At 52.6% G+C, this 23,402-nt stretch carries 15 protein-coding genes and 1 tRNA gene; 14 read left to right on the top strand and 2 right to left on the bottom strand.

From position 1 onward, the window contains the following. Positions 1-9: 9 nt before the first annotated feature. The 8 genes from JWG43_RS02725 (at position 10) to JWG43_RS02690 (ending at position 14,294) form a co-directional block, all read left to right on the top strand. The gene (locus tag JWG43_RS02725; RefSeq protein ID WP_205241273.1) at positions 10-633 is read left to right on the top strand and encodes a DUF7680 family protein; all 624 of its coding nucleotides are present in this window, start codon (positions 10-12) and stop codon (positions 631-633) included. 220 nt (positions 634-853) lie between these two features. Then, positions 854-4,051, top strand: a complete 3,198-nt coding sequence (locus tag JWG43_RS02720) for a DUF1156 domain-containing protein (RefSeq protein ID WP_205241272.1) — start codon at positions 854-856, stop codon at positions 4,049-4,051. A 37-nt stretch (positions 4,052-4,088) separates the two neighbouring features. Next, a complete protein-coding gene (locus JWG43_RS02715) occupies positions 4,089-7,973 on the top strand; it encodes a helicase-related protein (protein ID WP_205241271.1) in 3,885 nt (1,294 codons plus the stop codon). Positions 7,974-8,341: 368 nt separating this feature from the next. Beyond that, positions 8,342-10,399 carry an AAA family ATPase gene (locus tag JWG43_RS02710; RefSeq protein WP_205241270.1) on the top strand — a complete coding sequence of 686 codons (2,058 nt, stop codon included), beginning with the start codon at positions 8,342-8,344 and terminating at the stop codon, positions 10,397-10,399. Positions 10,400-10,425: 26 nt separating this feature from the next. Continuing rightward, positions 10,426-10,572, top strand: a complete 147-nt coding sequence (locus JWG43_RS02705) for a hypothetical protein (RefSeq protein WP_205241359.1) — start codon at positions 10,426-10,428, stop codon at positions 10,570-10,572. 82 nt (positions 10,573-10,654) lie between these two features. After that, positions 10,655-11,776, top strand: coding sequence for a hypothetical protein (locus tag JWG43_RS02700; RefSeq protein WP_205241269.1), 1,122 nt, complete (start codon positions 10,655-10,657; stop codon positions 11,774-11,776). Positions 11,777-12,237: 461 nt separating this feature from the next. Next, positions 12,238-13,485, top strand: a complete 1,248-nt coding sequence (locus JWG43_RS02695) for an MBL fold metallo-hydrolase (protein ID WP_205241268.1) — start codon at positions 12,238-12,240, stop codon at positions 13,483-13,485. Continuing rightward, positions 13,470-14,294, top strand: coding sequence for a hypothetical protein (locus tag JWG43_RS02690; RefSeq protein WP_205241267.1), 825 nt, complete (start codon positions 13,470-13,472; stop codon positions 14,292-14,294). Before JWG43_RS02695 ends, JWG43_RS02690 begins: the two co-directional genes overlap by 16 nt. 256 nt (positions 14,295-14,550) lie before the next feature. Here the strand turns inward: JWG43_RS02690 and JWG43_RS02685 are convergent. Further along, positions 14,551-14,626: transfer RNA gene (locus JWG43_RS02685), tRNA-Ala, on the bottom strand. A 209-nt stretch (positions 14,627-14,835) separates the two neighbouring features. Between JWG43_RS02685 and JWG43_RS02680 the strand changes: the two genes are divergently transcribed. From JWG43_RS02680 to rodA, 5 genes are all read left to right on the top strand, one after another. Continuing rightward, positions 14,836-15,873 (top strand): rod shape-determining protein, encoded by a 1,038-nt coding sequence (locus JWG43_RS02680; RefSeq protein WP_205241266.1) that lies wholly within the window; start codon positions 14,836-14,838, stop codon positions 15,871-15,873. 76 nt (positions 15,874-15,949) lie between these two features. Then, positions 15,950-16,831, top strand: coding sequence for a rod shape-determining protein MreC (gene mreC / locus JWG43_RS02675; protein ID WP_205241265.1), 882 nt, complete (start codon positions 15,950-15,952; stop codon positions 16,829-16,831). A 330-nt stretch (positions 16,832-17,161) separates the two neighbouring features. Then, positions 17,162-17,704 carry a hypothetical protein gene (locus JWG43_RS02670; RefSeq protein ID WP_205241264.1) on the top strand — a complete coding sequence of 181 codons (543 nt, stop codon included), beginning with the start codon at positions 17,162-17,164 and terminating at the stop codon, positions 17,702-17,704. A 130-nt stretch (positions 17,705-17,834) separates the two neighbouring features. Further along, on the top strand, positions 17,835-19,949 hold the full coding sequence (gene mrdA, locus JWG43_RS02665; protein WP_240193331.1) for a penicillin-binding protein 2: 2,115 nt from the start codon (positions 17,835-17,837) through the stop codon (positions 19,947-19,949). 233 nt (positions 19,950-20,182) lie between these two features. Then, a complete protein-coding gene (gene rodA, locus JWG43_RS02660) occupies positions 20,183-21,319 on the top strand; it encodes a rod shape-determining protein RodA (protein WP_205241263.1) in 1,137 nt (378 codons plus the stop codon). A gap of 291 nt (positions 21,320-21,610) precedes the next feature. Here the strand turns inward: rodA and hemH are convergent, their stop codons facing one another. Next, complete coding sequence (hemH, locus tag JWG43_RS02655; protein ID WP_205241262.1) at positions 21,611-22,564, bottom strand: ferrochelatase; 954 nt, start codon at positions 22,562-22,564, stop codon at positions 21,611-21,613. A 287-nt stretch (positions 22,565-22,851) separates the two neighbouring features. Between hemH and JWG43_RS02650 the strand changes: the two genes are divergently transcribed. Further along, a complete protein-coding gene (locus JWG43_RS02650; protein WP_205241261.1) occupies positions 22,852-23,394 on the top strand; it encodes a cold shock domain-containing protein in 543 nt (180 codons plus the stop codon). Positions 23,395-23,402: the final 8 nt, after the last annotated feature.

Raw genomic sequence — 23,402 nt, 5'->3', positions numbered from 1 at the left:
GAGACTACAATGACCAAGCAACCCACTGCAACATTCGGGTCCGGCAAGCGCGCCCAGGAATACCATACCCGGGTGCAGCCGGAACTCAGGCAGGCACCATGGGTCTTACGGATAACGGAACACAGCGATAAGACCGGGCCGGTAATGGTAATCAAAGAGCGGATTGCCGCTGAGGACCGGATTGATGCCGGCCAATTGACCGCGCCACGCAGTATCACCAAGGAGCGAGGCACCCTCTACGGTGAGTCGCAGCGCCGCTGTCTGCCGGTGGTGCGCAGGATGGTGGCACGGGTTCAGGATCGGCAGGGCATTCCCCTGGAGTTGCACCGCTATCTGGAAGGTTCCAAACTTATATTTCGTGGCAATCTCCCTTTGGATGAAGAGGCCGGGGTGAAACTGGCACTGCTGTTCAAACTTCAGGAACGGATCAAGGAGGTGGACCGGGTGGAATTGATTGCTCGACGTATTGACCGATTTACCCGGGAGGAAGCGGCCTATTGGTATTCACGCATGACCAGCTTTGCCCCGGCTGCCAATCGCTGGGCCTTGGCTGGGATGAAGGTGATGCTGAGCGGTACCGGGGGCGACCCGGCCCTGCAGGCCATGCTGGAGGAGTTGCGCAACAAATATTAAGTGGCCGGGGTATACTTCTTGGGGCGTTCGGCAATCAATGAGGCACCAGGATTGGAGACGAGTTTCATGGTCACGGGATGCCTCACGAAAAAAACCCGGCGCGCAGGCAACCGGGGACTGCCGACCAGGGCCGACAGGATGATTTCCCTTTTTTTACGATACAATTACCGTCGTTGTCAATGGAAAACCCAATAGATAACAGAGCGAGAGAACAGAGAGCATGGAGCATGATACACGACTGATCGAGGCCGGTTTCCCCTGCCATCAGGTGGGAGCGGAAACTCAGCGGGAGCGGGGCGCAAGCTCTGCCCTGCCACCACTCTATTTTCTCCATGTCTGGTGGGCGCGGCGACCATTGACCCCCAGCCGGGCTGCTATCCTCGCCTCCTTGTTGCCGGCCGATACGGATCCGCAATGGTTTCTTCGCCAGTTGGGGATAGAAAAACCGTTGGTTGACGTTCATGGTACGCAGTGGGTGTTGACCGGTCGGGTGCTTGACAGGATCCAGGTTGCTGCAGATGGTAGTCAGGTTTTGCCTGTGGACGAGCGGGTTCTCAAGCTGTTGGCCGACGAGGAGGCCCGGCGGGCCGAAAATCGGGCCACCATTGAGCAGTTGGTTACGGCTGATATCAGTCTACTCAACGATCCGGTCCTGGTGCGTTGGCGGGAGGAATCGCAACCGATTCCCCAACCTTGGCCTGAGGAGGGAGAGACTTTATCGATACGGATGGTGGCGGCTGATCCGGCATGGGGAAAAGAACGTATTACGTGGGAAAACTCTCATAACTTGCGAACATCGGACGACAAGTATGGATATTCGAGAGCATATGCCAATGCCCAGCCAATATCCACTCTGAGTAGCTTCACTGTTTTAGACCCAACTTCCGGGGGGGGATCTATACCTTTTGAGGCACTTCGTTTGGGGCATAAAGTCATTGCCAATGAGTTAAATCCTGTGGCCACGGTTATTCTTCATGCCACCCTAGAATATCCAATGCGATTTGGCCCTTCGCTTGCCGACGATATTGAACATTGGGGTAACAGGCTCCGTGACCAAATGGTTGATCAGTTGATCGACCTTTTCCCCGCATCAATAATTCCTGATCAGGAACGACTTTTTCTGAATGATTACCTATCGGCTTGTTCAGGTGTTTTGGAAAATTATCTTGAGGAAACACTGGATGGTTTTCTCTACTGTCGCCAAGTGACATGCCCCCATTGTGGCGGCCAGGCACCGCTATTGAACACCTGCTGGTTATCCAAGGAGGAGGGCAAAGGCTGGGGTGTTCGTCTCACCACTGATGGCCAGGAACGAGGTGGCACCGTTCAGTTTACCACGTATCGGGTACACAAGGGGCGCGGTCCCAACGGTGAGGATCCTAATTTTGCCACGGTTAACCGGGCCGTTGGCTCCTGCATTCATTGTCGCCAAGCCATCGAGGCCGATGAAATCAAGCGACAGGCCCGGGGAGAATCCGAATATGGAAAATGGCAGGATCGCCTCTACTGCGTGGTGGCGGTCCGCTTTCAGCCCAAGCTGGATAAGGATGGTCAACCCCAGCGTTACAAGAGCGGTGCCAAAAAGGGGGAGATAAAAACTGAGAAGGTGCGTTATTTCCGGCCAGCCAACGAGGTCGATCTCCAGGCCCTGCAATTGGCTGAACAGCGGTTGCAGGAGAATTGGGAACGATGGGATGCGGTCGGGTTGATTCCAAATGAAAGTATTCCCCTTGCGCATAAAACAAGGGAGCCCATTCGAGTTGGCATGACTCGCTGGTGCGACATGTTCACCCCGCGTCAATTGTTGGGGCACCTCACCCTGGTAGAGGAACTCAATCGGCTCAAACCGAAAATCCTCAGGGAGTTGGGCGAGGATCGAGGCCGGGCGGTAGTGACCTATCTCCAGTTCGCCATCGATAAGGGGTTGGACTACAATAGTCGGCAGACTTTATGGCATGCCAGTAGAGGCGTTGTTGCCCATACTTTCACACGCCACGATTATTCATTTAAGTGGACTTTTGGCGAGTTGATTATGGTCGGCCAGAATTCTGGTATAGCGTGGGGAATCGCACAAATAGTTGATGCTTATAAAGGAATCTCTGAGCTGATCTATAGAGAAGGAGCTAAACCAGATGTCTCCATCCACAACGGCACCGCTGCACACTTAGATAAGGTAGGTGATGCCAGTGTGGATCTGGTTTGCATGGATCCTCCTTACTACAACAACGTGCAGTACGCCGAATTATCTGACTATTTCTATGTCTGGCAGCGACGAACCCTTGCCGACCTTTACCCGGAATATTTCCGCCGCCGCTTGACCAACAAGAAGGAAGAGGCGGTGGCCAACCCGGACCGGGATGGCAGTGCGGCCAAGGCAAAGGTCGCCTATGAACAATTCATGGGTGAAATTTTCGGCGAATGCCGCCGGGTGGTGAAGGAGGACGGTCTACTGACCATGATGTTCACCCACAAGAGCCAGGAAGCCTGGGAGACCCTGACCCATGCCCTTATTGAACACGGCTGGAATATCACCGCCGCTATGCCGGTTGAGTCGGAATCTACTGTTGACATTCATCACAAAGAAATGGCCGCAGCTGTAAGCTCGATCTTCATCACCTGCCGCAAGCGCCTGAGCCACTCCACCGAACCCGCCTTCTGGACCGGCTTCGGCGGCACCGGCGTGGCCCAGCGTATCCGCCAGGCCGTTGTCGAGGGCTTGACAGAATTTGCCCCTCTCAATCTCAATCCCGTGGATGAGATGGTCGCTTCCTACGGTCGCGCCTTGCGAGTTCTGTCCGAGCAATGGCCGGTTATGGATGGTGACGAGGTGGTCGGCCCAGTCATGGCCATGAACGAGGCTTCGCGGGTGGTAGCAGCCCACCAGATCGCCCGCATCACCGGCGGCCGTCTGCAAGTGGATGACCTGGCCCCGGAGGCGGCCATGGCCTTAACCCTGTTCGGCATCTACGGTCTGGGGGCCTTCCCGTATGACGAGGCCCTCAACCTGTCCAAATCCCTCAATATCTCCTTGGAGACCAGGCCCGGCAACTACCAGACCAACGGCCGCTTCATCGGCATCAACACCAGTGCCGCCACCGGCCGACGGCTGGCAGCCCGCGCCGAGGAACAGGGCTTTGCCGCACCACTTGTCCGCCAGGGTTCCAAGCTTCGTTTGGCCGCACCCCATGAACGGGATGAACGCCGCATTGGAGAGGCGCCACAGACTGAATGGGACCTGCTCCATGGTCTGCTGATGGCCTACGATCGGGGGGATTTGCCGGTTGCCCGGGCCTATCTGGAACGGCAGGCCAGCACGAAAAAGGACCTGCTCATTGACCTGCTCCATGTTTGGGCCGAGGAAGTACGCGACGAAACCATGCGCCGGCAGGCCAGAGAACTGCATTTCGGCCTGAGCTGAGAGGACAGAACAAGTGGCGAGGACAGAGGAAGCTGCCGTGGATCAATATAGAGAAGATGGGCTCTCGTTCAAGGATGTCCCTTGGCAGCCCTCCTATCGCACCTCGACTCGCAACCAGGACGGTCGACCCACCGATATCCTCAACGATTTTTACATCCCGGTTCTTCAGCGGGCTGTGGAGTACGACCGGGTTGCCGGATATTTCCGTTCCTCATCGCTGGCCATTGCCTCCCAGGGGTTTTCCGCCTTGACCGGCCGGGAGGGACGCATGCGGCTGGTGGTGGGCGCTGATCTTGCGCTGGAAGATGTTGTCGCCATCCTGGAAGGCAACAACCGGCGATTGGAGGAGCGGTTGAGTCAACGGCTGGAGGGCAGCGACCTGTGGCCGGAAAATGAAACCCGCGGCGTGCAACTCCTGGCCTGGATGGTGGCTGAGGGATATCTGGATGTGCAGGTGGCTTTTCGCGTCCACTGCGAAACCAGCAAACCGCTGTCCTTTGATGATGTCAGTGATGGTTATGTCCATGAGAAGTGGGCGGTCTTCCGTGATGGTCACGGCAATCGTCTGTCTATCTCCGGTTCGTTGAACGAATCGAAAACCGCACTGGTCCTCAATGCAGAAAATATCGAGGTCCATGCAGACTGGTGGAACGATCTGGAACGGGAACGCACTGACCGGCTGGAGGAGGATTTTGCAGAGCTGTGGATAGACCGTTGCCCCTATTTGCGGGTAGTACCCCTGCCCGAGGCGGTCCGCAGGCGACTGATCCGACTGGCCGAGGGCATCGACATGCCGGTGGAAATCAACGGCAACAGCGCGGCTCGGCCGCAGTTGCTGCCACCGCCTCCATTGGAACGGTTCCGTTTCGCCCTGATCAAGGATGGCCCACGTTTACCGGGTGGTCGCTATGTCGGCATGGAAACCGCTCCGGTCAGCCCCTGGCCTCACCAGGAGGTGGTGGCCCGGCGATTGATCGAGAGTTGGCCCTACAGTTTCCTTCTCTGCGACGAAGTCGGCCTGGGCAAAACCATTGAGGCGGGTCTGGCCATCCGTTCCCTGGTGCTCTCCGGCTTGGCCCGGCGGGTCCTCATTACTGCGCCGGCCAGCCTGACCATCCAGTGGCAACGGGAAATGGCTACAAAATTTCTCCTTCCGTTTGGCCGTGCCTTGACTGGGGCGTCGATACGGCATGAATACCTTTTCCCGGCGGAGCGTGTGGCGGCTGCCACCGGCCTGTATCAACCCAACTTCTGTATCGTCTCCACCGGGCTCTTGGCTAGAAAGGACAGGCGCAACGACATCGCTGCCTCCCGTCGCTTTGACATCGCCCTGGTTGATGAGGCCCATTACGCTCGTCGCCAGAATCCTGCCGCCGCAGACAACCGTCGCCAGGAACCCCGTTATGGTCGATTGTATGCCACTATCCGGGATGAAGTTCGCAAGCGCAGTGAAGCCTTGTGGTTGGCCACGGCCACCCCGATGCAGCTTGATTGGATCGAGGTGTTTGATTTGATCCATCTGAGTGATAGGGTTGGTTCTTTTCAGGATGATCCGACCTTGACCTGGGGGTATTATGATATCCTCGGCCGCCTGGTGCATAATCAACCGGTGCGCGATGAAGAATGGCAGTTTCTGCGTCGGGTGATCAATGCCGTTGGCTTGCAGGATCCATTGCTCCAAAAATATATGGAGAATGCTGTCATTGATGGTCGTATCCGTGCCTGCTCCAGGCAGTGGCTCGAACAGGGGCGACTCCCCCGAGGCCGAGACCTGGTCAATATCCGCCGACTCATCTTCGCTGCTGCTCCCCTGTCCCGGGTTATGTTGCGCCATACCCGAGCCCTGCTTGAAATCTATAAAAGCCAGGGACGTCTGAACGCCAATCTGGCCAAACGGGAGATTCTACCCATCCCTCGCATTGTCTTCACGACCTTGGAGCAGCAGGCCTACGATAAATTAGAAGAATATTGCGAGGGCCTTGCCCGGCAGATGCAGGCTGCCACTAAAGACCAATCGTCGGTGTTTAACCTGAAGTTCCTGTTGAGTCTTTTGCGGTTACGCTTTGCCTCCAGTCTGTACGCCATCCGCGAAACCATACGGCGAAGGCTGGAACGGGTCGCCGCCACTCTGGCATCGTTTCAACAGCCGACGAGCGAAATACAGCTCGAAGATTATGATGTGGATGCCGACGATGAAGATGGTGAGGGGGCAGTTATTGAGACCCTCCTGAAAAATAGAACGGAACAGGACCTGAGATGGGAGCAGCGTCAGCTTAAGCAATTGTTGGAAACCCTGGGTGACCTGCATGAGATGCCCTCCAAGATGCAGACCTTTCTTGATGTCATGGACAGTCGCAGGCAGCCTGGTGGGCGGATAAAGCAGACCGTCGTTTTCACCAGGTTCTTCGATACCCTCACCGATATTGTTACACGGTTGCGCCGGATTGATCCGACCATGCTGATCGGCACCTATAGTGGTCGTGGCGGTTCGTATGTCGCGCCCGCTACAGGGAAGATGATTTCGGTTGAACGGGATGCTATCAAGCAACGGTTCATGCGTGAAGAGATCGACGTGCTGGTGTGCACTGATGCCGCGGCAGAAGGCCTCAATCTGCAGACCGCTGACATGCTGATCAATTTCGACCTCCCCTGGAACCCGATGAAGGTGGAGCAACGGATTGGACGTATTGACCGTATCGGGCAGAAGTTTGAGCAGATTTTCGTACTTAATCTCTGCTATGCCGGTTCGGTCGAAGAAACCGTGTATGGCCGATTGATGAAGCGCTTGCAAAAAGCTGCCGGGGTGGTCGGAAGTCAGCAAATCTCCATGCTGCCGATTACCGAGGAGGATTTTCGTTTACTGGCCAACGGAACTCTGACCGAGCAAGAGTTGGAGGCCCAGGCCAGAGACCGCATTATCATCCAACAACAGCGAACCGCGAGCATGGAGATACCAGCCCAGGACCTGTACGACATCTATCTTCGTTTAGGACAGCAGCATCGAGCGGTTCCCTCGCCAGTCAGTCTAGGGGAGATGTGGCAGGTGTTGACTGAATCATCCTTTTTGCGTGGCCTTGGTTGTCAAGTTTCTGCGGATGGTCGGTTGATGACGATCAAAGGGATAACTGGTGTTGCCGACGACTCGCTGCTGACCGTAGATCGGGACCTGTACGATAAAGGGTTACCCGGGGAATCACGGTCGATCCATTTTGCTTCCTATGGTGACCCAATCTTTGACGCTATCCTTGAGATGGTGGAACAATTTAAGCTGCCGGACAGTGTTCGCCGGCTAAAAGTTCAGAGCGAAGGCATCGGTGGTGAAATGGTGGGCTATGCTGTACTGGAGGATACAACAAAAAATGCTCATGGCTGCCGTTTGATACGCTCCCTGGCCGAAACGGAGTCGTTGGTCCTGGCCGAGGATGATGCGGCTCTGCTTGATGAGGCGTCCGGTAACCTACTACCTGCACTCCAGCGAATACTGGCGGAAGAACGCGGACCGATCAGAGCTACTGAGCAGGTGGCCCGATACAACAGACGGGCAGCCCTGGCACAACAGCGTTTTTCCCTATATATTGCCCACCGCCTGCTTTCCTCTGGTGACATCAACGGGGATGATCCTTTTTACTCGAAAATTGCAGGGCTCACGACGCAGTTTGACAGCGGCGACATGGTACCGGTCTATAACCTTTCCGTAACGAGCCTGCAGGAGATACAGGATGAGCTGGTGTTTGATATAGCGTTGCCAGCAGTAGGACGTACCACAAATATTCGGGTCCCTGCTCTACTGGCAAACTCCGCGATCGATGCCGCATGCCGGCTGGCAGATTCTTTCCGGCGGCGACGTGGAGACATTAATGTCGGTGAAGTCCTTGAGCGTTTAGGCAGAGAAATTGATAGGTGTAAGGCACAATTACGATGATTTTACAATCTATTTGGAGACTTTCGATTGGTTATTGGTCTCCCTTCTTCCCCTCAGAACCGCCCTCCTCTATTCCCTGAATGTTCGACAAAAAAGCTTCAACCTTTTAATTTTTTATATGAAAGTATTGGTTCCGGTGGCGGCACCATACCGGAGTACCGACCTTTCATTGTCCGTTGTGGCTGGCCAACCTGATCCAGCCATGCTGGTTAGTACAGTAGATGTCCCTGACGGATTTTATTATAAGATGGCACCTGTTCGCGACATAATATGACGCACCTTGGTGGTAGTATGATAGTAAACAGCCACCAGGGAGGTTATCTATGCGCCTACGTCAATTACGTCATTCTTCCAAAGCAAGTATAGCGTTGGACATTCCTGATCTTGTCAAATTATGGGTCGTGCGATTGTTCGTGCCGCTGGGTGGGCAGCAAAAATTCATTAAAGACGAGGGATTTCGGGAGGATCTATGGGCTAATTTCTTCGGGGCTCCCGAATGGATCAACGACGATTTTGCAGATGTTACTACCAAAGCCGTCCGTATTCACTTACGAGAAGTCTACCAGAAATATGAAAACACCCTCGCCGGAGCCAAGCCACCCGAGCAATTATCCACCAATATTACCAGGCTTTCATCCATGCTCGGCCTTTCCGAAACCGATAGTCGTATTCTGGAGTTGGCCATTCTATTTCATACCGATCATCTGCTTGACGTTGCCGGCGACCTGTTGGGCGTAATGTTTTCATCCGACAGAGTGTCTTGGGTCTTAAGTTCCCTGCTGAAAATACCAGTAAAAAATGTTCGCGATGCTTTGTCCGCGCGTGGACCATTAGCCTCTTCAGGTTTACTGACCATAAACCCTGAGTCCTATAGCTCCCTCAAAGATAAATTCAATGTACTTTCCGACAATTTTGTCAACAATCTCCGCTATTCAGATGTCGACCCCTTGTTCATGCTACGCGACATCATTTTGCCGGGGAAACCTACCACCTTGAGGCTTGAGGATTTCGCCCACATTGAACCGGAGCTGAAGGTATTGCTGCCTTTCATGCAACATGCCTTGGCCAACCACCGTCGAGGCACGAACATTTTGCTCTATGGTCCTCCCGGAACCGGAAAGAGTGAGCTGTCGAGGCTATTGGCAAAAGAGATGCAATCCAACCTGTTCGAGGTGAGCAGTGAGGATGAAGACGGTGATCCGATTAACGGCAACAGGAGATTGCGAGCCTTTCGGGCGGCTCAGTGTTTTTTTGTCGGGCAGCGCACCATGATTTGTTTTGATGAAGTTGAGGATGTCTTCACGGGCAACGGTGTATCGTATCATAATTCGGGTATGCATAACAAAGCCTGGATCAATCGGATGCTCGAAGAAAACACGGTTCCTGCCATCTGGATCTCCAATTCAGTGCATTGCCTTGACAACGCTTTCATCCGCCGCTTCAATATGATTATAGAATTGACGGTGCCGCCTAAACGCCAGCGTGAGCAGATCATTCTGCAGGCATGTCAGAATTTATCTTTGCCCGGCGACCAGTTTCTCCACCTGGCCACAAACGAACATCTAGCGCCTGCCGTGGTCAGTCGAGCGTTGTCGGTAGTACACTGCATCCGAGAGCAACTGCCGCTGAATTATATCCCGATGGCGGTTGAACAACTGATTCACAGCACCCTTCGAGCACAGGGACACAAGCTGAACGGGACGAATAAAGAAGAAACACTCCCGGCTGTCTACGATCCTGCTCTGGTCAATGCCGACACAGACTTGCTCGCAGTCGCAGAAGGACTCAAAAGAGCGAAGTCGGGGCGTCTCTGCCTTCATGGTCTTCCAGGAACGGGCAAGACCGCTTTTGGCTACTGGCTTGCGGAACAACTTGGTCTGCCACTTGTTGTCAAGCGAGCCTCCGACCTGCTTGATATGTACGTGGGAGGTACGGAACGGAATATTGCCAGTGCATTTGCCGAGGCCCAGGAAGAAGGGGCCTTGCTGCTAATCGATGAGGTGGACAATTTTCTTCAGGACCGCCGGCGTTCTCAACGGGTCTGGGAGATTACGGAAGTTAACGAGATGCTGGTGCAGATCGAGCGGTTCCCCGGAGTTTTTGTTGCCTCCACCAACCTGATCGACAGCCTCGACCAGGCGGCGATGCGGCGATTTGATTTGAAAATCAGATTCGATGCACTCACCATTGATCAATCTTGTGTTTTGCTTGAGAGGCATTGCCTGCATCTTGGCATTGCAAAAGCGGATGCAAACCAGTTGCGGGGCCTGGCGAGTTTGCATGGGTTGACGCCCGGAGATTTTGCTGTGGTGGCCCGTCAACACCGGTTTCGTCCCATTGAAGGCGCGGGAGCATTCATCCGGGCGTTGACAGAGGAATGCGGGATGAAGGATCCTGGGCAAAAGAAGGCAATTGGGTTTCTGTAATGCGTGTCAACCCGCTGCGAAGGAGAGTGTCAGGGGATTTGAAGGCCCGCAACCGCTTCAGTTGGGTCACAGCTCGTGAAATCACCCCGGACAACGTCATGGAGATCATGCGCTGCGATCGCGCCCGCTGGCGGATAGAGAATGAGACCTTCAACACCCGTTTGAAAAACTGAAAAACAATACTGTCCAACATATGAGTACGACTGACGGGTAGCAGGCACATTGACACAGACCAGTTGCCTGTTGAAAAAGCTCATGGACAGGCCGGACTTAAATGAAATTGAAGAAAATCATAATCTCAATCTTATTCCTGCAAAGCGGGAACTGCTGATTTTGATTAACCGTTCACCCCTCCCATATGTACCGAACCAGCGGTACCCTTGGTATCAAGTAGTATCAAACACAAAGGGGTATAAAATGAGCAAGTACAAAATGAGGAAGTTATCTCCTGGTTTTATGAAAAGCCTGATTGATCATGATGGGGCACTTCATCCTATACTGGAAAGAATTCAAAGGGACAACACTCTTCTTCTTTGCATCAGAGATAATTATATAAATATTTACTATAGAGGTGGAAATTTACTTAGAATAACAGGAAATAAACATTCACAAAAATATAAGGCATTTTTTGATACTAATTACAACAAGAATGGATTTAGTATAAATCTTCCTTCATCTGATATTGATAGTAGTAATGACGCTGAATTATGGTCTAAATCATTTTCAACTATCAAAGAAGTTATGGATTCATATTTTGAAAAAAATAAAAAATCAGAGCGTGAATTTCAACAACTTGTTGTTAGAGAGAATACAAGATCAAATATTTCTAATCAAACAGAATATTTCGTTACAGACATAGAATTGTCTTCACATAACGCTCGATTTGATATGTCTGCAGTTAAAATATCTTCAAAAGACCGTAAAATATTAAAAAATTGTAAACCTGTTTTTTTTGAAATGAAATATAGTATTGATGCATTGAAAGGAAAATCTGGTATGCTTAAGCATATTCAAGATATGGATTCTCTGGTTTCTAACAAAGAAATATACGATTCAATCGTTGAAAATATAGAGATACAATTTAAAGATATGTACGAACTTGGATTGATAAATTACAAAAAACCACAAAATAAAGATATTGAAGATTTTTCTTTGAATAGAGATCTTAAGCCAGAATTTATTTTTATTCTTGCTAATTGCAATCCACGTAGTAAAAATTTGTTAGACATCATCACCGATCCAAAAATGCAAGCGTTTGCAAGCAATCAACACTTTGATTTAAAGTTTTTTGTTTCCGGCTATTCTGGCTATGCACTTCATTCTGACTGTATGTTCACATTACCTGAATTTCAAAAAATCGTTTCACTGTTTCAATAGAATCGAATGCAAGAACCAGTAACCTGCAAAAACGACTTCTGGGATCACATATCACACCAGAGCGCTGGTTTGATTTTCGGTTACAAAGAAAAGACCTTTTTGAAGAAGGTCCCCGGGGGCTGGCTTGTACGGATTTTGTTTATCAAGGGCCGGAGACATACCCGTTCAGGAATCATTTTCTGTCCTGATCCGGCAACGGTCTGGAAGGAAGGGGGTATCGAAATTGAATGGGAGCACATCAGAACCGAGAGCAATCCCAACCGCAAATGTCATCTGCACAGGCTGAAGACACCGCAAGGCTGGGTTGTGAAGGAGTTCCTGACCACGCGACAGGTCAGCACGGGCGAAGGAACAACCGGTTTGAGCCTGGCATATATACCTGACCCCGGTCATGAATGGACCATGGAAAAGACTGGGACAAAACAGCAAGAAGACATGAAACCGGCGCAAGTGTGAGAGGCGTGAAAATCTGCATCCATCGAGGCAGCAACCAGATCGGCGGGAGCTGCGTTGAAGTTGAACACGGAGGGCAGCGCATTATTCTGGATTTTGGTCTGCCCCTGGACGCCGAGTCCAACGACAAGAACCTCTTGCCCGCCATCAAGGGGCTGGATGGCAGCGATCCCTCCCTGCTGGGCATTTTCATTTCCCATATGCACCTTGATCACATGGGGCTACTCAAACACATTTCCCCAAGGGTCAAGGTGGGAATGGGTGTGGCATCCCGACGGATCATGGATGCAGCTCTGCCTTTTTTGCCCGACAAGTTTCCTTCAGCGCCGACTGGTTGGGATTTTCAGCCCTGGCAACCCATCCAGGTCGGTCCGTTCACCATCACTCCGCACCTGGTTGATCATTCCGCCTATGATGCCTACGCCTTTTTGTTGGAGGCCGATGGAAAGCGTGTTTTCTATACCGGCGACTTTCGCGCACATGGGCGAAAGGCATCGATTTTCCAGAGAATGCTGAATAAACCTCTCAAAAATATCGACGCTCTGCTCATGGAAGGGTCCAGCCTGGGCCGGCTTGCCCCGGATCAACGCTTCCCCACGGAACAGGAGATCGAGGAGCAGCTAGTCAGGGCTTTTGCCGGCACCAAGGGACTGGCCATGGTCCATGCGTCCAGCCAGAACATCGACCGGATCGTGAGCATCATGCGCGCTGCCAAGAGAAGCGGGCGTGTGCTGCTCATTGATCTGTACACCGCCGTGGTCCTGGCGGCCACGGATAATGTGAATATACCTCAGTCCCATTGGCAGGAAGTGGCTCTGTTCGTTCCCCATTCACAGCGAGTCAAGATTCAGAAAAAAAAATGGTTTGACACCTTGAAGAAGCACTCGTCAAATCGGGTGTTCATTGAAATGATCAGCCAGAACCCGGAAAAATTTACCCTGCTGTTCAGGCCGCTCTATATCCACGACCTGAACAGGGCGAATTGCCTCCAGGATGCCGCCTACATTTATTCCCAATGGGAAGGGTATTGGGAGCGGGGCGATTACGACAAGGTGAAAGAGTGGCTGGGGGAGAATGGCATTACCAAACAAAGCATCCACACGTCAGGCCACGCCAGCCCGGCTGACCTCCAGGATTTCGTCAAGGCAATGTCCCCTGGCAAGGTCGTGCCCATCCACAGTTTTTTACCGGATCAGTATGCGAGCCTCTTTCCAAATGTGGAGGCTCATCAGGACGGAGAATGGTGGGCGGTTTAATCGCTCGTGAAGCCAAGGCATTACGTCAACAAAACAGGGAGTGTGGCATGGGAATTGAGAAAGATTTGTCCAAGCGGATGAAATCGGAAGTGGACGATCTCTTCTGCGAATCATCATCAGGCAAGGTGGAACTCAGGGAGGTTGAGTATTACGTCTCTCACCATGGCCTGGATGGTCCGCTTGAATCATTCCTGGACCAACCCATCGACACTTTTCCAGAAGAACCCCGCGCGGAACTTATCAATGTGCTTGGCACCTATTCGCACATGCACAGCCCCGGCAGGATAGTATTGGTGAAAGACAATATCCGCAGATATTTTTGGCGAACATGTTCAACAATTCTGAACAACTATCCTTCAATCTGGATTACAAGAAATGACTTGAAGAATACTGTTGACGTAATTGTTCTTAAAGTCTGGTGGCATGAGCAGTTTCATTTTTGTTGCGACGTTTTTCGTCAGCTTTTTCAAAGCCAGTTTAACCCCCTCATTGAAGAGGCCTTGGCCGTTGCCTACTCCCGCAGCCAGGTTTTGAATGCCCGGCAGTCATCGCGAAGCACTATTTCAAGAATTCATCCTCAATTTTTTCAGATTTTTATGAAAATAGTTTATTCATACAAATCTCCGGGTTACAGGGACTGGCATTTATACGGCGACCCGGTCAGGTTCGGCCAGGGATTGACGGTCTATGCCATGAACAACGGCAAGGTTCTATCATCAAACGGGGTCGATGTCCCAAGGATGTTGATGGACATCATTGCCAGCCTGCTTGCCAAGGAAAATTCTGGATATATTGAAGAGATTGTATGATGCGCTTGACTGATAACTATATTCTCTCCAGGCTTGCCCTTGGATTGACGAAAACACTCCCCCGCATTGAGTTCGCCTTTGCAAGACTGGTTTGGGGGTATTTTGTTTGGAGGTACCCCGAAACACCCCCAAATGTACCCCCAAAAAACATGGATAATAACATGTCACCTCGGATGTTAGCGGACAACAAAAAACCCGCAATCCTTGGCAGGATGCGGGTTTAAGGAACGGTGTCGGACACCGTTGGACTGTCTAATGGTGGAGCTAAGCGGGATCGAACCGCTGACCTCTTGAATGCCATTCAAGCGCTCTCCCAGCTGAGCTATAGCCCCTTATTTTTCTGCAGAGCCAATTACCATGCCTGCACAGATCCTGTCAAGTTTTTCTCTATTCTTTTTCAAGCCTCCGCCATATAGATTGCCAAGCTCTGGTTCTGTTGGTAATGTACTCATTTTGTCGGGCTATGCAGAGCATCGTCCCGATGAACAGGTTTGCCCGGCAATGAGCCGATACCTTTTTAGACTCCTTCAGGTGATACCGGATGTTTTCTCCGTTTAATTTTCTTTTCGGCTGGCTCTCCAATGATCTGGCCATTGACCTTGGCACCGCCAATACGGTTTTGTATGTAAAGGGTAAGGGGATTGTCCTGCGTGAACCTTCCGTGGTCGCGGTACGCAAAGACAGCCGGGGCAGCCGGGTGTTGGCGGTGGGCAGGGAGGCGAAGGAAATGCTGGGCCGGACTCCGGGGAATATCGTCGCCATCCGTCCCATGAAGGATGGGGTCATCGCCGATTTCGAGGTCACCGAGGCCATGTTGCGCTACTTTATCAACAAGGTCCATAATCGCCGTACCCTGGTCCACCCCCGGATCATCATCTCGGTTCCTTCGGGGATCACCCAGGTGGAAAAACGGGCGGTCCGGGATACCGCCGAATCAGCGGGCGCCCGGGAAGTGTATCTGATCGAAGAGCCCATGGCGGCGGCGATCGGCGCCAATCTGCCCATTACCGAGCCCACCGCCAACATGGTCGTTGATATCGGGGGCGGGACCACGGAGGTCGCGGTCATCTCCCTGGCCGGTATTGTCTATGCCAAGTCGGTGCGGGTGGCGGGTGACAAAATGGATGAATCCATCCTGCAATATATTAAAAGAAAGCATAATCTCGCCATTGGCGAGCGGACGGCCGAGTCGATCAAGACCACCCTGGGGGATGTGCTTCCCGAGGAACCGTACGAAACCATGGAAGTCAAGGGGCGTGATCTGGTGTCCGGTATTCCCAAAACCGTGACCATCACCTCCAAGGAGGTTCAGTCGGCGATTTCCGAACAGGTCAGCGTCATTGTCGATGCGGTGCGAGTGGCGCTGGAACTCACGCCCCCTGAGTTGTCCGCTGATATTGTCGATCAGGGGATTGTGTTGACCGGTGGCGGTGCTCTGTTAAAAAATCTCGATCAGCTGCTGAAAAACGAGACCGGGATGCCTATTTTCGTTGCCGATGATCCGCTCTCTTCCGTGGTGCTTGGCTCTGGTCAGGCTTTGGACAACCTGGAAATACTCAGGGAAATCGCCATCGATTGATGATCAGAGCGGCTTGATGCCTCCAGTTTTCTGTGTTGCCGATCCTGGAGTCACAAGCGATTGACATGTTTTTTCAATGAGAAAAAAAACCATCAGAAAACGCAGCAGCCGTTTTCGACTCTTTCGTATTGTTTTCCTGGCCGGTTTTCTGTTGACCGTGACGCTGATTTTTCTTGTCTCTACCCTGGGAACCCAGAAATTCGGTGCCATGCATAAGCTGGTGCTGGAGGCGGTTGGTCCTCTTCAGAAAATGGTAACATTCACCACTTCGTCGGTGAAGAACTTCGTCGACGATCATCTCGTTGTCTTTCAGGACTCTCTTCGGCTGCGTGAAGAAAATAACAGGCTGCTCATCCAACTGCAGGAAAAAGAAGAGCTGTTGAACAAAAGTCGTGAAGCCATGGCCACCAACGCCAGCTTTCGCAGGCTCCTGGGGTTCCGGGACGGACTTTCCCGCCCTGCCATCGCGGCCTCGGTCATCGGCAAGGATCCGTCTGTCTGGTTCCGGTCCATTATTATCGATCAAGGCTCCAACAGTGGTATAGTCAAAGGCAATCCCGTGGTGAACAGCGAAGGCGTCGTCGGACAGGTTTTTACCACTTCTCCCAATTACTCCAAGGTCCTCCTGGCCATTGCTCCATCCAGTGCCATTGATGTCCTGCTGCAGAAATCCAGGGTCCGGGGGATTCTCAAAGGGACGGGGACCTTGACGTATCGGCTTGAGTACATTTTGAAAACCGTGGAGGTCGAAGAGGGCGATTATGTAGTCACCGCCGGCTACGGTGGTGTCTTTCCCACCGGCCTTCCTGTGGGGGTGGTATCCAGAGTGATAAAAAAGCCGCGAGGAATGTTTCACGAGATTGAGGTAACGCCGACGGTCGATTACCAGACCCTTGAACACCTTCTGGTCATTGAACAACGGGATATATCCGAACTGCAGCAGATGGACGCGTTCTGATTCATGCAGAGCAGTCGCAAGATGGTCAACGTCCCGAGGTTCTGATTCTCCACACCATACTTGTTTGTCCACAGAGAAACCGCTGATACAAGCTTGCCAGGGAAACTACTCCAAGTGCCCCATCTCTGCACAACCGCTGCTGGCCCCATGACCAGGGCCATGACGGGCAGCGACGTCTGGACAAATCCGGGGACGTCTGTGCACAGGAACAGCACAGGCGTGTGACAATCCACACAGGGACAATCCCTGTGACTGATTACCTTGCAGGCGCTCCCGGGTACCAATCTTGTTCAAATGTGCCCGGTGAGCGGGTACGCCAAAGGACACGTCATGCTGGTTGTCTACTATATTCTCATCGGAGTGTTTCTGGTACTGTTCCAGACTACCGTATTCATGCCGACGCCCGTGTGGCTGTTTGCCCCGGATTTGTATTATATTCTCGTGGCCTATCTCGCCTACCGCCTTGATCTGTTACGCAGCCTCTTTGTCCTTTTGCCTCTCGGGTGTGTTCTTGATGTCCTTTCTGGAACAGTAGTGGGCATGTACTCCTTTCTCTGCCTCTGTGGGTACTTCAGTATCCGGGCTGTGGTAGATCGTCTGCCAGTCAATGAATCGCTGTACCAGATTCCCCTGGTGGGCATGAGTTTCCTCGCGGTCTCCTGGTGCGTTTTTTTTCTCCTCCGCTTTTTTGAGACCGGAGAACAGGTTGTCTGGTCGTGGTGGCAGATGCTTGTCCGGGCTGCGCTGGTGGTTGCCTTTACCTACCCCTTGTTTCTTGGCTTCGAAATGGTGAAAAAAAACGCTCAACGCAGTATTGTCCCCTGGAACAGATTACGCCTGCGGCCGGATAACCGCCGTCGGCGCCGGGCCTGACATGCTTCTGGATGAGAGCTTCTGTTCGCGTAGCGGGTGAAGGTGGATTGTTTCAATAGGCCGCCGTCCTTTTTATTTGATTACAGAAAATATATATTGAAAATAAGAGTCTAGCCGTCACGGATTCAGAATGTTGAAGAGAGTTTCTGCAAAAATCATGGATGCGCTGCCCGTTTTTTTTAAAAAAATGCAGCGAAATAATAAACAGAACCGAAAGCGGGCCGAACCTTTGCTCGACAGTGGGCGAAGGCATGACGGTGGGGTAACCCCCCTGCATCAAAGGGATGAGAGCAATCTCAACGGGTTTAAAAAAAAGGCGCTTTATTCACTGGCCCTGCTCACTATCTTTTTCGCCATTGCGATCACCCGTCTCTGGTTCCTGCAGATTCAAGAGGGAGAGAGGTATAGCCAACTGGCGGATTCTAACCGGGTTCGTGCGTTGGAGATTGTTGCCCCCAGGGGTAATATCTATGATCGCCGCGGCAGGGAAATCGTTACCAACCGGCCTTCCTTCAATGTGACCTGGGTTCGTGAGAGCAACCGGATCGACGATGCCTGGCTGAAAAATCTGACCAGAATCCTTAACCAGGATGCTTCCGTCCTGCTTGAAAGAGTCCGCAAAATGTCCGGAGTTCCCGCGCATATTCCGGTCCGACTGGCCGAGGATATCGACTGGGAAACCGTGGCACGCATTGAAAACAGCCGCATGCATTTACCCGGGATCAAAATTGAAGTCGTTCCGTTGCGTGTCTATCATTATGGCAATCTGGCCTCGCATCTTATCGGCTACCTGGGAGAAATCAGTCGGGAAGAACTGGATCGCATGGACCGACAGGTGTACCGGGGGGGCGACATTATCGGCAAGATGGGGCTGGAGCGTCTGCGGGAACCGGATCTGCGCGGAGAAAAGGGCCGGGAATTCATGGAGGTCAATGCGCTTGGGTTCGAGCAGAGAAATTTGAAAGGGCTGGAGCCTCTGCCGGGCAATGATCTTTATCTCACTCTTGACATGGAGTTGCAGAAAATCGCGGAAGACCTGATGGCCGAGGGCAACCGCGCCGGCGCGGTGGTGGCCATGGAGATCAATACCGGCCGCATGCTGGTCCTGGCCAGCGCGCCGGCACTGCATCTTGAGGAGTTTATCGGCGGTATCTCGCATCGGGCCTGGCAGGAAATGCTCGACAACCCGCTGCACCCCCTGGTGAATAAACTGGTTCAGGGGCAGTACCCCCCGGCATCAACCTATAAAGCCGTCACGGCCCTTGCCGGTCTGTCCGAAGGCATCATCACCCCGGAGTCGACCTATTACTGCCCGGGACATTTTCGCTTCGGCAATCGAATCTACCGGTGCTGGAGACGCGGGGGCCATGGTCACGTCGATCTCAAAAAGGCTATGGCAGAATCCTGTGACGTCTATTTTTATAACGTTGGGCTTAAACTTGGTGTCGATCGGATCGCCAGATACGCGCGTATGTTCGGCTTCGGCGCCTTGACCGGGATAGAAATGGAACATGAGAAGCCGGGCCTCGTCCCGACTGCGGACTGGAAAAGAAGGCGCCATGGCGAACCATGGATGGAGGGGGAAACAACCTCTATTGCTATTGGCCAGGGCTTCAATCTCGTGACCCCGGTACAATTAAACATGATGACCGCTGGCATTGCCAACGGTGGTACCATTTTTCAACCGGCGATAGTCGAACGGGTGGTCGATCCCGATGGGCAGGTGATCGAAGTTTTTGAACCGAATATTCTCCACCGCCTGACCGGCCAGGGCCGGTGGCTCAAACTGATTCGAGACGGAATGGTGGAAGCGGTGAACGGTCAGCGGGGAACAGGCCGCAGAGCAAGACTCGATGCCGAAGGAATAATTGTCGGCGGCAAAACCGGGACCGGGCAGGTGGTGCGTCTGAAGCAGTACCGAGGCCTGAAAGATGAAGACATACCCTACAGATTCAGAGACCATGCCTGGTTTACCTGTTTTGCACCGGCAAACAATCCTGAAATTGCAGTGACTGTCCTGGTGGAGCATGGTTTGCATGGCAGTTCGGTGGCGGCCCCCATCGCCGCTGCGGTTCTCAACGGGTATTTTGAGGATAAGTTTCGTGAGCAGGCGCGCGCAGTTGAGCAGGAGGAACTGCGCAGCAGGCAACCAGTAATGCTGTCCGAAGACATGCTCATCGACGTTGGTTTCCCTGTGTATGAAGACGACGACACCTGGTTGCCGGCAGGGCAACCTTCCCATTGATAGTGGTGCGTGCACTGAATCCTTTGCTCGGAGCGTTGCTGCCCGAGGATTCATCGATGCCTCCCCCTGGCGCCGGCAATCTGATCTGATTGTTGCAACCTGGATCCGTGAGTGGATGCCCCCAAGGGCGGCTGGTACAAGGTATTGTCAAGGATTTTGCTGCAATTATAAAATAATTACAGCGGGATATATCCAAAGCAAGAGTCCAGCCATCACGGATTCAGGTACAAGATATGCTTCGATTTGACCGACGTTTACTCCAGCATTTTGACTGGGTCATGCTGCTCATGCTGCTCCTTGTTTCCGGCATGGCGCTTATCAACCTGTACAGTGCAACCTACAGTGCCGACACCGGTGTTTCCGGGATCTTTTACCGGCAGCTGTTGTTTTTTACTGTCGGGCTGGTGTCCATCGTGCTGGTGATCACCCAGGACTATCAGAAGCTGGCTAAACTCGGTTTCGTACTCTATTTTTTTACACTGATCCTGCTTCTCTATACCCTGCTTTTCGTAAAAACCATCGGCGGTGCCCAGCGGTGGATCGATCTTGGTTTCTTCAACCTCCAGCCTTCAGAACCGGCCAAGCTGATCCTCATCCTGGTGTTGGCCTCGTATTATGCCAATACCGAGGTGGCCGGCGGGTACCGTCTGCGCGACCTGATCAAACCTGTGATTTTGACGATAATCCCCTTTGTGCTTGTTCTCAAGCAGCCCGATCTGGGCACTGCTCTCATTCTGGTTGTAATATTCGTGACCCTGACCCTTTTTGTCAAACTGCGATGGGCAACGATCGGTATCCTCGGAGGATCAGGGCTGCTTTGCGCTTTTGTGGGCTGGAAATATCTGCTCAAGGAGTATCAGCGGAAGAGAATCGAGACCTTTCTCAATCCGGAAAGTGATCCCATGCACCACGGATATCAGATCCTGCAGTCCAAAATCGCTGTCGGCTCTGGTCAGGTATTTGGTAAAGGGTTTCTTGAGGGGACCCAGGGGCACCTGCATTTTCTGCCTGAGCGGCATACGGATTTCGCCTTTGCTGTCTGGGCGGAGGAGTGGGGGTTTGCCGGTTCGGTCTTTTTTTTGAGCTGTTATTTTTTTATGCTCATCTGGGGTGTCAATATCGCCATGTCCGCCAAGGATAAATTGGGGACCGTGCTTGCATTCGGCTGTGTCATGCTCATTTTCTGGCAGGCAGTGATCAATCTCTTCATGATCATGGGGCTGTTGCCGGTAGTCGGGGTGCCTTTACCTCTGTTCAGCTATGGGGGCTCGTCTTTGCTGACCAATATGCTGGCCATCGGTCTTTTGATGAATGTGCGGATGCGCAGCTTTCCCGCCTCACCGGTGCCATCTCCAGATTTCAGGCCATAGGCCTGGATCCGGGTGGGATCGTCCGCACGTCAGCATACAGGCAAACCTGAATCCGTGAGCGTTCGTCCGTGCGTCAGCTTCGTTGTTCGTGACCGTTCGATTAAAGTAGACTTTATCGGACGGTTACGGGCAATGAAGATGGCGTACGGACGGATGCCCCGAAGGGCGGCTGGTGAAAGGTATTGTCAATGGTTTAGCTGCAATTATAACATGATTAAAGCAAGATATATCCAAAACATGCGCCCTGCCGTCACGGGTTCAGAGCAAAGAATATATTGCTGGTCGATGGGCTTACAGACTTGTTCGTACCAGGTTGCGCAGGGCGTCAATAAAGAGGGGATCGTCGTTGAGACCTCGGGTGCATTCCAGGCGCATTCCCAGATCCGCGGCCATCTGGCGATACTCGATGTCAATTTCATAGAGGGTTTCCACATGGTCGGAAACAAAGGACAACGGGACTACCAGCACGTTGCTGGTGCCAGCCGCGGCTGACCGGGCCAGCAGTTCCGGTGTTGACGGACCAATCCATTGGACCGGTCCGCTGCGGCTCTGGTAACAGAGTTCCCCTTTGAGACCGGTCTGCTCTTCAAGGGCCTTGATAGTCTTTTCCAGATCAGTGACATAGGGATCGCCTTCCTCAATAAAGCGAACGGGCAGGCTGTGGGCGCTGTACAGCAATTGGACCGGTTGGTCGCCAAAGCGGTGCAGACCCTCCTTTATTCGGGCCGCCAGGCAGGCGATGTAGTTGGGTTCCGCAGGCCATGATCGTATTTCCCGGAGAGGGACATCCGGTCCATATCGTGCCTGTGTCTGGTACAGATCCTGGAGGGATGAGCCGGTTGTGGCCAGGGAGTACTGGGGATAGAGCGGAAGGGCGATGAGTTCATCTACCCCGGCTGCAGCCATTTCCGTCAGAGCCTCGCGGGCAAAGGGGTGCCAGTACCGCATGCACGGCCGAACCAGAAAATCGCCTTCTTGTCCCAGGATGTCCTCAAGCGCCTGCGCCTGTTCCCTGGTTTTTTCCAGAATGGGTGAACCGCCGCCGATCCGGCGATAATACTCCCTGCTTTTGGGCGCACGGCGATGGGCGATGATACGGGCCAGTGTTTTCTGGAGAAAAGCAGGACCAAGGCGAATGATCTGCCGGTCGGAAAACAGGTTGAACAGGAAGGGTTTGACATCCTCCAGTTGACGAGGCCCCCCAAGGTTGAGGAGGAGCACACCGATTTTTTTGCTTGTATTCATGGCATCAATCTACCGGCAGGATTGGCCAACCGTCAAGAAATTGTACATGGCCACTTGATTTCTTTTCCCTTCAATGGCTATATTAATACTATGATCAAACGGTATCCTGCCAATAACGGTTTTTTTTTGTGCGGATCGCACAGACTCTCTTCATGCGTCCCCTTCAGGGACCGCCCCTTACACGTTGCGTTTGCCGCCGCTTGGAAAATACATGAACATGGATGCCGTGAGATGACCTCAAGGCAGCGGCATGGGGCCGCTGACCCCTTTCTCTGTGGAGGATCTGTATGGAACTGAAAATCGAGGCTAAAAATCTTGACATCCGGAAGAGCTGGCAGGAAAAGATAGAGGAAGAGCGCAATAAATTGATTCGCCATTATGCCAATTTTGTCCTGCATCTGCGTGTGACCATCGAAGCGACCTCCGGGTATAAAGAGGGGGGCTACGAGGTCCGCCTTGTTGCCTCTGTTCCCAATGATACAGTAGCGGTCAAACGATGGGGTGAAAGTGTCCGCTCGCTGCTGGTTGAAGCCTTTGATGTTTTAGGACTGCAGTTGAAGGAAATCGTTAAAAAGAAACAGAACCATAAAGGCGCCAAGGTTCAGGTCGGTGCCGTTGATGCTAAATCCTCGGGGATCATCCGCAAGTTGATGCCCGATGATGCGTATGGATTTATTGTAACCAACGATAAGCGAGATGTTTTTTTTCACGCCAACGTCCTTCGTGATGTTGCCATGAGTGATCTGTCCGAGGGAGATGAAGTCCTGCTGGCCCTGGAAGAGGGAGAAAAAGGTCTCCAGGCTACCTGGGTGCGGATGGATAACGCCTGAAGCGATGT

The organism is Desulfobulbus alkaliphilus, assembly GCF_016918545.1.
GTDB classification, from domain to species: Bacteria; Desulfobacterota; Desulfobulbia; order Desulfobulbales; family Desulfobulbaceae; genus Desulfobulbus; species Desulfobulbus alkaliphilus.
This window is presented reverse-complemented; position numbering and strand designations above follow the sequence as displayed.

What these genes read in the sequence shown, in the direction of transcription:
- JWG43_RS02725 (WP_205241273.1), top strand. Translation starts at nt 10, where the DNA reads ATGACCAAGCAACCCACTGCAACATTCGGGTCCGGCAAGCGCGCCCAG.
- JWG43_RS02720 (WP_205241272.1), top strand. Translation starts at nt 854, where the DNA reads ATGGAGCATGATACACGACTGATCGAGGCCGGTTTCCCCTGCCATCAG.
- JWG43_RS02700 (WP_205241269.1), top strand. Translation starts at nt 10,655, where the DNA reads ATGGACAGGCCGGACTTAAATGAAATTGAAGAAAATCATAATCTCAAT.
- JWG43_RS02690 (WP_205241267.1), top strand. Translation starts at nt 13,470, where the DNA reads ATGGTGGGCGGTTTAATCGCTCGTGAAGCCAAGGCATTACGTCAACAA.
- JWG43_RS02680 (WP_205241266.1), top strand. Translation starts at nt 14,836, where the DNA reads ATGTTTTCTCCGTTTAATTTTCTTTTCGGCTGGCTCTCCAATGATCTG.
- mreC (WP_205241265.1), top strand. Translation starts at nt 15,950, where the DNA reads ATGAGAAAAAAAACCATCAGAAAACGCAGCAGCCGTTTTCGACTCTTT.
- JWG43_RS02670 (WP_205241264.1), top strand. Translation starts at nt 17,162, where the DNA reads ATGCTGGTTGTCTACTATATTCTCATCGGAGTGTTTCTGGTACTGTTC.
- mrdA (WP_240193331.1), top strand. Translation starts at nt 17,835, where the DNA reads ATGTTGAAGAGAGTTTCTGCAAAAATCATGGATGCGCTGCCCGTTTTT.
- rodA (WP_205241263.1), top strand. Translation starts at nt 20,183, where the DNA reads ATGCTTCGATTTGACCGACGTTTACTCCAGCATTTTGACTGGGTCATG.
- hemH (WP_205241262.1), bottom strand. Translation starts at nt 22,564, where the DNA reads ATGAATACAAGCAAAAAAATCGGTGTGCTCCTCCTCAACCTTGGGGGG.
- JWG43_RS02650 (WP_205241261.1), top strand. Translation starts at nt 22,852, where the DNA reads ATGGAACTGAAAATCGAGGCTAAAAATCTTGACATCCGGAAGAGCTGG.